The sequence below is a fragment of the Streptomyces sp. NPDC054863 genome, from assembly GCF_053610825.1.
Genome location: NZ_JBSGZD010000339.1, coordinates 1 through 8,096 on the forward strand (window position 1 = coordinate 1; position 8,096 = coordinate 8,096).

The 8,096-nt window shown below is 68.6% G+C and carries 10 protein-coding genes; 4 read left to right on the forward strand and 6 right to left on the reverse strand.

Going from position 1 to position 8,096, the window contains the following annotated elements; all coding sequences use genetic code 11:
- Positions 1–417: 417 nt before the first annotated feature.
- The gene (locus ACWGIG_RS34295) at positions 418–1,059 is read right to left on the reverse strand and encodes a DNA-3-methyladenine glycosylase (protein WP_453325612.1); all 642 of its coding nucleotides are present in this window, start codon (positions 1,057–1,059) and stop codon (positions 418–420) included.
- A gap of 119 nt (positions 1,060–1,178) precedes the next feature.
- On the opposite strand from ACWGIG_RS34295, the gene ACWGIG_RS34300 reads away from it, so the two are divergent.
- From ACWGIG_RS34300 to ACWGIG_RS34310, 3 genes are all read left to right on the forward strand, one after another.
- On the forward strand, positions 1,179–1,961 hold the full coding sequence (locus tag ACWGIG_RS34300; protein WP_453325604.1) for a sporulation protein: 783 nt from the start codon (positions 1,179–1,181) through the stop codon (positions 1,959–1,961).
- 49 nt (positions 1,962–2,010) lie between these two features.
- Positions 2,011–2,547 carry a YbhB/YbcL family Raf kinase inhibitor-like protein gene (locus ACWGIG_RS34305; protein WP_453325605.1) on the forward strand — a complete coding sequence of 179 codons (537 nt, stop codon included), beginning with the start codon at positions 2,011–2,013 and terminating at the stop codon, positions 2,545–2,547.
- 194 nt (positions 2,548–2,741) lie between these two features.
- Entirely contained in the window at positions 2,742–3,248 is a 507-nt protein-coding gene (locus ACWGIG_RS34310; protein ID WP_453325606.1) for an HNH endonuclease, read from the forward strand.
- A gap of 98 nt (positions 3,249–3,346) precedes the next feature.
- On the opposite strand, the gene ACWGIG_RS34315 is transcribed toward ACWGIG_RS34310, so the two are convergent.
- From ACWGIG_RS34315 to ACWGIG_RS34330, 4 genes are all read right to left on the reverse strand, one after another.
- On the reverse strand, positions 3,347–4,123 hold the full coding sequence (locus tag ACWGIG_RS34315; protein WP_453325613.1) for a sulfite exporter TauE/SafE family protein: 777 nt from the start codon (positions 4,121–4,123) through the stop codon (positions 3,347–3,349).
- A gap of 84 nt (positions 4,124–4,207) precedes the next feature.
- Complete coding sequence (locus ACWGIG_RS34320; RefSeq protein ID WP_453325607.1) at positions 4,208–5,182, reverse strand: SPFH domain-containing protein; 975 nt, start codon at positions 5,180–5,182, stop codon at positions 4,208–4,210.
- Positions 5,183–5,339: 157 nt separating this feature from the next.
- Entirely contained in the window at positions 5,340–5,780 is a 441-nt protein-coding gene (locus tag ACWGIG_RS34325; RefSeq protein WP_453325608.1) for an NfeD family protein, read from the reverse strand.
- Positions 5,781–5,848: 68 nt separating this feature from the next.
- Entirely contained in the window at positions 5,849–6,640 is a 792-nt protein-coding gene (locus ACWGIG_RS34330) for an ABC transporter ATP-binding protein (RefSeq protein ID WP_453325609.1), read from the reverse strand.
- 157 nt (positions 6,641–6,797) lie between these two features.
- On the opposite strand from ACWGIG_RS34330, the gene ACWGIG_RS34335 reads away from it, so the two are divergent.
- Positions 6,798–7,574: a hypothetical protein gene (locus ACWGIG_RS34335; RefSeq protein ID WP_453325610.1), complete on the forward strand. Its 777-nt coding sequence runs from the start codon at positions 6,798–6,800 to the stop codon at positions 7,572–7,574.
- 102 nt (positions 7,575–7,676) lie between these two features.
- Here the strand turns inward: ACWGIG_RS34335 and ACWGIG_RS34340 are convergent, their stop codons facing one another.
- Positions 7,677–7,916 carry a chaplin family protein gene (locus ACWGIG_RS34340; RefSeq protein WP_453325611.1) on the reverse strand — a complete coding sequence of 80 codons (240 nt, stop codon included), beginning with the start codon at positions 7,914–7,916 and terminating at the stop codon, positions 7,677–7,679.
- Positions 7,917–8,096 lie beyond the last annotated feature (180 nt).

An 8,096-nucleotide genomic window follows, 5' to 3' on the forward strand; every position in this document is an offset into this window, starting at 1 on the left:
TTTGGCGTTGACTTTTGGCACGCTGTTGAGTTCTCAAGGAACGGACGCTTCCTTTGTACTCACCCTCGCGGGCTTTCCTCCGGACGTTTTCGTTCGGTGTTTCTTGTTCTGCTTTGTTCTTGCGTTTCCAACTCTACCAGACTGTTTCCGCGCCGTTTCCGGTTTGGATTCACTTTCCGGTGACCCTTGGAAGGTCTTTTGCCTTTCGGCGTGTTCACCACTTTAGCGGCTTTCCCTTGCGACTCATAATCGAGTCGGTGGGTATGAATTCAGGCATGCCGAAATTCATACCCGTGAGGGAGGTCGTAGTAGTGGTTGGCCGCTCCGGGGGCTGCTTGGGTGGGTCCGATGGACCGTGCCGACAGCAGTGCCCGTTTCAAGCGGCTCGGGCTACGTTAGGCGGGCGACGGGGTCGCGTCAAGTTGTCCGGCGGCGGGGCTTGTGGGGCCGGTACGGGCTCACCGTGGGGTCGCCGGTGATCCAGAAGCGCCAGGGGTGGACCGCCCCTTCGCCGCCCACTCCCGTGCGCGGGCCGTTCTGTCGCTGGTCAGGCGGGGCCGGGGTGCCGTGCAGTACGGAGAGGGGTGAGTCCTGGTCCGTGCAGAGGTCCGTGCCGTCGAGGGTTCGGGTGATGTCCAGGCCGGTGGCCAGGCGGGCGGGGCCTTTGGCCAGTTCATTGTCGTTTCGGGCTGAAAGTCGTCGTTTGCGGACGAGGTCGGCGCCGGCGGTGACCTCGCCGCCGCGGAGCAGGACTCCGCTCGCGTAGTGCTCGGGGCCGCACACCAGGTTGAGGCTGAACCACATGCCGTAGATGAAGTAGACGTATGCGTGTCCGGGCGGGCCGAACATGGAGGCGTTGCGGGCGGTGCGACCGCGGTACGCGTGCGAGCCCGGGTCTCGCTCGCCGTCGTACGCCTCTACTTCCGTGATGCGTAGTTCCACGGGGCCCTCGGGAGTGCGGCGCACCAGGGTGCGGCCCAGGAGATCCGGGGCCACCTCCAGTACGGGCCGGTCGAAGAAGGCGCGGGTGAGCGGCGTACGGTCCGGTGTCGGCACGATCATGCCTGCCGAGGGTAATGGAACCCGGGTGGTGCGTACTCCTTGCGCGGGTAGGTGCGGAACCGGGCGCCCATGTTGAGCGTTTGTACCGGTCAGAACCGGAAACTTAGGGGAGAACCATGGGATTCAAGAAGCTGCTGGCGAGCCTGGGTGCGGGCGGTGCGTCCGTGGAGACCGAGCTCACCGAGGCCAACGTCGTACCGGGTGGCGTGGTGCAGGGCGAGGTGCGGATCCAGGGCGGGTCCGTGGACCAGCGGATCGAGGGGCTGTCCGTCGGGCTCCAGGCGCGGGTCGAGGTCGAGGGCGGTGACCAGGAGGTCAAGCAGAACATCGAGTTCACCAAGGTGAAGCTCGGCGGGGCCTTCGAGGTGAAGGCGGGGGCGGTGCACGTGGTGCCGTTCGGTCTTGAGATCCCGTGGGAGACGCCCGTCACCAACATCGCCGGGCAGCACCTGCGGGGCATGGACATCGGGGTGACCACCGAGCTGGAGATCGCGCGGGCGGTCGACTCCGGGGACCTGGACGCGATCAATGTGCACCCGCTGCCCGCACAGCAGGCGATCCTGGACGCGTTCGTCCAGCTGGGGTTCCGGTTCAAGAGCGCGGACATGGAGCGCGGGCACATCCGGGGGACGCGCCAGAAGCTGCCGTTCTACCAGGAGATCGAGTTCCTGCCGCCGCAGCAGTACCGGGGGCTCAACCAGGTCGAGCTGACGTTCGTCGCGGACGACCGCGAGATGGACGTGATCCTGGAGATGGACAAGAAGCCGGGGCTGTTCAGTGAGAGCAGCGACTCCTACCGGGCGTTCCAGGTCGGGCTGCACGACTTCCAGGCCACCGACTGGGCCGGGTACCTGAACCAGTGGCTGGCCGAGGTCGGTGGGCAGCGCAACTGGCTCTAGGGTCGGGAACGACCGTGGAGAAGAGCAGAGCAGTGAGGAAGGTGTTGACGTGACCGAGGCCAAGAGGGCGCCGCTGCCGCACGACTTCCACCCGCCGGTGGCATCGTTCGGCGTGGTGAGCGAGGACGTCGCCGAAGGGGCCGTGCTGCAGGACGCGCAGGTCTACTCGGGTGGGAACACCTCGCCGCAGTTGCGGTGGGAGGGGTTCCCCGCGGAGACGAAGAGCTTCGCCGTGACGTGCTTCGACCCGGATGCGCCGACCGGGAGCGGGTTCTGGCACTGGACGGTCTTCGACATTCCGGTGTCCGTGACCGAGCTGCCCGCGGGCGCCGGCAGCGGGAAGTTCGAGGGGCTGCCGAAGGGTGCGGTCCAGGCTCGTAACGACTACGGGACGAAGGACTTCGGCGGGGCCGCTCCCCCGGCCGGCGAGAACCACCGGTACGTCTTCACGGTGTACGCGGTGGACACCGAGAGCCTGGGCATCGACGCGGACGCTTCGCCCGCCGTCGTCGGGTTCAATCTGCGGTTCCACACGCTGGGACGTGCGCAGCTCGTTGCTCAGTTCGAAGGCCCGGCAGAGGGCTGAGAAGCGACGGCGAAGATTCACGGGGTATTTGCCCGCTCCCGGTCTTGAAAGAGATCGGGAGCGGGCAGTTTGTGTCTGGGGGGAGTGTGGCTTCCCTCCGGGGACGCCGTTAATGCGTTGTCCATCGCGGCGTGTCCCGCCAGAGTTGATCCAAGCCCGCCAAGGGGCGGGCCGGCACACGGAGGGTGGGCGGGATGCGTGACACGCTGGTTTTGAACGCGAGCTTCGAGCCACTGTCGACGGTGACACTGAACCGTGCGGTGGTGCTTGTCCTGAACGACAAGGCCGTGGTCGAGAAGTCGCATCCCGGTCTGCGCATGCGCGCCGCCGCCGTCGATCTTCCGGTGCCGATGGTGATCCGGCTCAGCAGGTACGTACGGGTGCCGTTCCGAAGACAAGCTCCGTGGTCGAGGCGGGGCGTGCTGATACGGGACCAACACAGGTGCGCGTACTGCGGGAAAAGGGCGACGACCGTGGACCATGTGGTGCCGCGGTCGCGCGGTGGTGCGGACAGCTGGTTGAACACGGTGGCCTCGTGCGCCGCGGACAATCACCGCAAGGCGGACCGTACGCCGGAGAAGGCGGGGATGCCGCTGCTGTTCCAGCCGTTCGTACCGACTCCGGCCGACGCGATGATGCTGTCGCTGCGCGGTGGCGAGTGGGATGCGCTGCCGGAGTGGCTGGCGCAGGCGGCGGCGTAGGCCGTACGAAGCGGTGGTGAGGAAGCCCGTCCCGTGGTGGGGGCGGGCTTCCTCGCGTTCCCGGACGAGCAGCCGGGGCAAGTCCCTGGCAAGTGGCCTCAGGCGAGCAGGAGTTGGACGATCGCGACGATGCCGACCACGACGATCACTGCGCGCAGGACCGTGGGCGGCAGGCGGCGGCCGACCTTGGCACCGAGCTGGCCGCCGAGGGCGGAACCGACCGCGATCAGGAGGACGGCCGTCCAGTCGAATTCGGCGACGAAGAGGAAGAAGACCGCGGCGACTCCGTTGACGACGGCGCCGAGGACGTTCTTGACGCCGTTGATGCGCTGGAGGGTGTCGTTGAGCAGGAGGCCCATGAGGGAGAGGTAGAGGACTCCCTGGGCGGCGCCGAAGTAGCCGCCGTACGCGCTGGCGAGGAGCAGGCCGAACAGGAGGGCGGGGCCGCCGTCCGGGTGCGGGCCGGTCTCGGGGTCGCCGTTGCGTTCGCGGCGCCGCTTGAGCGCTGCGGAGAGCTTGGGCTGGAGTACGACCAGGATCAGCGCGAGGCCGATCAGGACGGGGACGATCGTGTCGAACGCCGAGGACGGCAGTGCGAGCAGCAGGATCGCGCCGATCAGTCCGCCGATCAGGGCGGTGAGGCCGAGGCGGAGGATGCGCCTGCCCTGGCCGCGCAGTTCCTTGCGGTAGCCGATGGCCCCGCTGATGGAGCCGGGGACCAGACCGAGGGTGTTGGAGACGTTGGCGACGACGGGCGGCAGGCCGGTCGCGAGCAGCACCGGGAAGGTGATGAGGGTGCCGGAGCCGACGATGGTGTTGATGGTACCCGCGCCGATTCCCGCGGCGAAGACGGCGAGCATCTCCCAGATCGTCATGCGGTGCTGCCCCTCGTGGTTGCCGTGATGATCGCTGCTGTCTGCATCGATCATGCACGGATCATGCACGAGGGGTGGGACGGGTCAGTCGATGGGGGGCTGTTCGCGACGTTCCTTGCCGCCGCCGGAACCACCGGATCCACCGGAACCGCCCGAACCCCCGAAACCGCCCGAACCTCCGCTCATCGGGCCGAAGTTGCCCATCGCGCCGGACAGGCCCTTGAGCGCGTCGCCGATTTCGCTGGGGACGATCCAGAGCTTGTTGGCGTCACCCTCGGCGATCTTCGGGAGCATCTGGAGGTACTGGTAGGCGAGGAGCTTCTGGTCGGCGTCGCCGGCGTGGATGGACTCGAAGACCGTACGGATGGCCTGGGCCTCGCCTTCGGCGCGCAGTGCTGCTGCCTTGGCCTCGCCCTCGGCGCGCAGGATCGCGGACTGCTTGTCGCCCTCGGCGGTGAGGATCGCGGACTGGCGCGTTCCCTCGGCCTGGAGGATCGCGGCGCGCTTGTCGCGGTCGGCGCGCATCTGCTTCTCCATCGAGTCCTGGATGGAGGTCGGCGGCTCGATCGCCTTGAGCTCGACGCGGTTGACGCGGATGCCCCACTTGCCGGTGGCCTCGTCGAGGACGCCGCGCAGGGCCGCGTTGATCTCCTCGCGGGAGGTCAGGGTCCGCTCCAGGTCCATGCCGCCGATGATGTTCCGGAGCGTGGTGACGGTGAGCTGCTCGATGGCCTGGATGTAGCTGGCGACCTCGTACGTCGCGGCGCGGGCGTCGGTCACCTGGTAGTAGATGACGGTGTCGATGTTGACCACCAGGTTGTCCTGGGTGATCACCGGCTGGGGCGGGAACGGGACGACCTGTTCGCGGAGGTCGATCCGGTTGCGGATCGAGTCGATGAACGGGACGACGATGTTGAGCCCCGCGTTGAGGGTGCGGGTGTAGCGGCCGAATCGTTCGACGATCGCGGCGCTGGCCTGTGGGATGACCTGGATCGTCTTGATCAGGGCGATGAAGACCAGCACCACCAGAATGATCAGGACGATGATGATCGATGACATCGCTTCCCCGTGCCCTTCGTGTCTCTCGGTCCTGCGGTGATGATCGGTCCTGCGGTGAGGATCAAGCCTGCGGTGAAGATCGAGCCTGCCAGAAACCGGTGCGCTGCGCGGTGTGTTCGGGTCATATGACCATGCGCACCGCCGCTTGCGGAAACGCTCACATGACGACGGCCGTGGCCCCGTCGATCTCGACCACGTCGACCTGCTGGCCCGGTTCGAAGGACTGACCGGAGTCCAGGGCGCGGGCGGACCAGATCTCGCCCGCCAGTTTGATGCGACCGCCCCCGCCGCTGTCGACGCGCTCCAGGACGACGGCCTGTCGGCCCTTCAACGCGTCGACGCCGCTGGCCAGTTGGGGCCGCTGACTTCGGTGCCTGGCCGCGACGGGGCGTACGACGGCGATCAATACGACCGAGACCGCCGCGAACACCAGGACCTGGGTGACGAGGCCGCCGCCCAGGTACGAGGTGAGGGCGCCCGCCAGCGCGCCGGCGGCCAGCATTCCCAGTTCGGGCATCGTCGTGACGACGAGTGCGATGCCGAGCACCGCCGCGCCGATCAGCCACCAGAGCCATGCGTCCATGTTCACAACGGTCATGGTAGGGGCGGGTGGTCGGCGCGGACAGGGCGCACGGGGACGTACGTACTGCCCAGGGGCCTTCCGTACTAGCTCATGGGGAGGCCCTGTGCGGTGTAGCGGTCGCCGCGGTGCTCGACGAGGAGCGGCAGGCCGAAGCAGAGCGAGAGGTTGCGCGAGGTCAGTTCGGTCTCCACGGGGCCCGCGGCGAGGATCTTGCCCTGGCGGATCATGAGGACGTGGGTGAAGCCCGGCGGGATCTCCTCGACGTGGTGCGTGACCATGATCATCGAGGGGGCGTACGGGTCGCGGGCCAGCCGGCCGAGGCGGCGGACCAGGTCCTCGCGGCCACCGAGGTCGAGACCGGCGGCGGGCTCGTCCAGGAGCAGCAGTTCGGGGTCGGTCATCATCGCGCGGGCGATCAGGGTGCGCTTGCGCTCGCCCTCGGAGAGCGTGCCGAACTTCCGGTTCAGGAACTCGGTCATGCCGAGGCGGTCGAGGAACGCGCGGGCGCGCTGCTCGTCGACCTCGTCGTAGTCCTCGTGCCAGGTGGCGGTCATGCCGTACGCGGCGGTGAGGACGGTCTCCAGTACGGTCTGGCGCTTGGGCATCTTCTCGGCCATCGCGATGCCGGCCATGCCGATACGGGGGCGGAGGTCGAAGACGTCCACCTTGCCGAGGGCCTCGCCGAGGATCGTGGCGGAGCCGGAGGAGGGGAAGAGGTAACTGGAGGCGATGTTCAGCAGCGTGGTCTTGCCGGCGCCGTTCGGGCCGAGGATGACCCAGCGTTCGCCTTCCTTCACCGACCAGGAGACGTCGTCCACCAGAGCCCGTCCGTCGCGGACCACGGATACGTCCACCAGCTCCAGTACATCGCTCATGAGCGCGTTGTCTCCCCATGCAGTATCGAAATGTCGCGTGTGCCTGTGGGCACAGCGCCCAAGGAAAACCTACGCCACCGGTCGGACAGTCTTGCCCTTGGGACTGCTCTTGGGGCTCTCCTTGGGACGGGCGCGCGCGGGAATCTAGGCTGTCCGCATGCTCACGGAACCACGTTCAGGAATGCTGGCGGCTTGGGGAAATGCCCTGTTGGGGGGATTCGTCTCGCCGGACGACGCTGCGTCCGCCGTCGTCGGGGACGACGCGGTGCACCGGGTGACCGGGCTGCCGGGAGAGGACGCGCCGGTCGGACTCACGCTGGCGCTGGGGCGGCTGCGGGTGCTGGGGGCGACCGGACTGCGGGTCGCGCTGCCCGCGCCGGGACATCCGCTGGGGCTCAGCGGACCGCCGGAGTTCAACGCGCGGGCGCTGGAGGCGCAGGAGGCGGTGGTCTGTACGGGGGCGGCGCTCGGGCTCGTACCCGAGGTGGAGGAGATCGGTCCTGCGGGGGACGTACGGGTGGAGGTGACCTGGGTGTGCTCGGCGGTACGGGACGCGCCCCCGGCGGACGTGCCGTCGCTCGGGGAGGCGGAGCGGGAGCTCGCGGAGGCGCTGCGGGACGCGACGGCGGTACTGACGCGGTTGGACGTGGCGGGGACGGGGCCGGTGGCTTCGGCGGCGCTCGATGCCTACCGGGCCCGGGCGGAGGCTTCCCGGGAGCTCCTGGCGCCCGGGTACCCGCCGCGGGCGGTGCGGGTGCTGGAGATGGCGAGGCGGGTGGGGCTGATGGTGTCGCTGGCGTACGGGAACGGGCACGGAGGCGCTGTCAGTGCTTCGGAGATCTGGGCCCGGGGTGAGGCGTTGAGGCCGGTGGAGAGGGTGGCTCGGAGGGCGATGGTGGCGGCGTACGGGGTGGTGGTGGAGCAGAGGGGGTGAGGGGTGGGTCTCCGGAGGGGCGGCTCCTCGGGGTGTGCAACGGGGAAAGCCCCGCAGCAGGGGGCTGCGGGGCTTTCGGATGGTGCGGGGGGCCGGGCGAAGTCAGCGGTTCACGCCGGTGTTGCCGAAGGCGGGGTTCAGGGCGCCGATGACGTTGACCGTGTTGCCGACCACGTTCACCGGGACGTGCACCGGGACCTGGGCCTGGTTGCCGGAGGCGACGCCCGGGGAGTTCTTGGCCACGCCTTCGGCTTCGGCGTCGGCGAACGCGGCACCCGCAGAGGTGCCCGCAGCGAGGCCGGCGACGGCGAGGACCAGGGCGGCCTTCTTGGCAGTGTTCATGAAAAGAGTTCCTCCTGCAGTAGCGGAGCGGCCCCAGCCGCGGGGTCGCACGTGGGAAACGTCCGGGCCGACCGGATGACACGGGCCGGAGCACGGATGCCCCCGTTCGGACGAATAGGCAGACGATCGGTCCGCGTGGTGCGGCGGGGCCCGGCATGCCGAACGGCCCCCGGCCGAGGC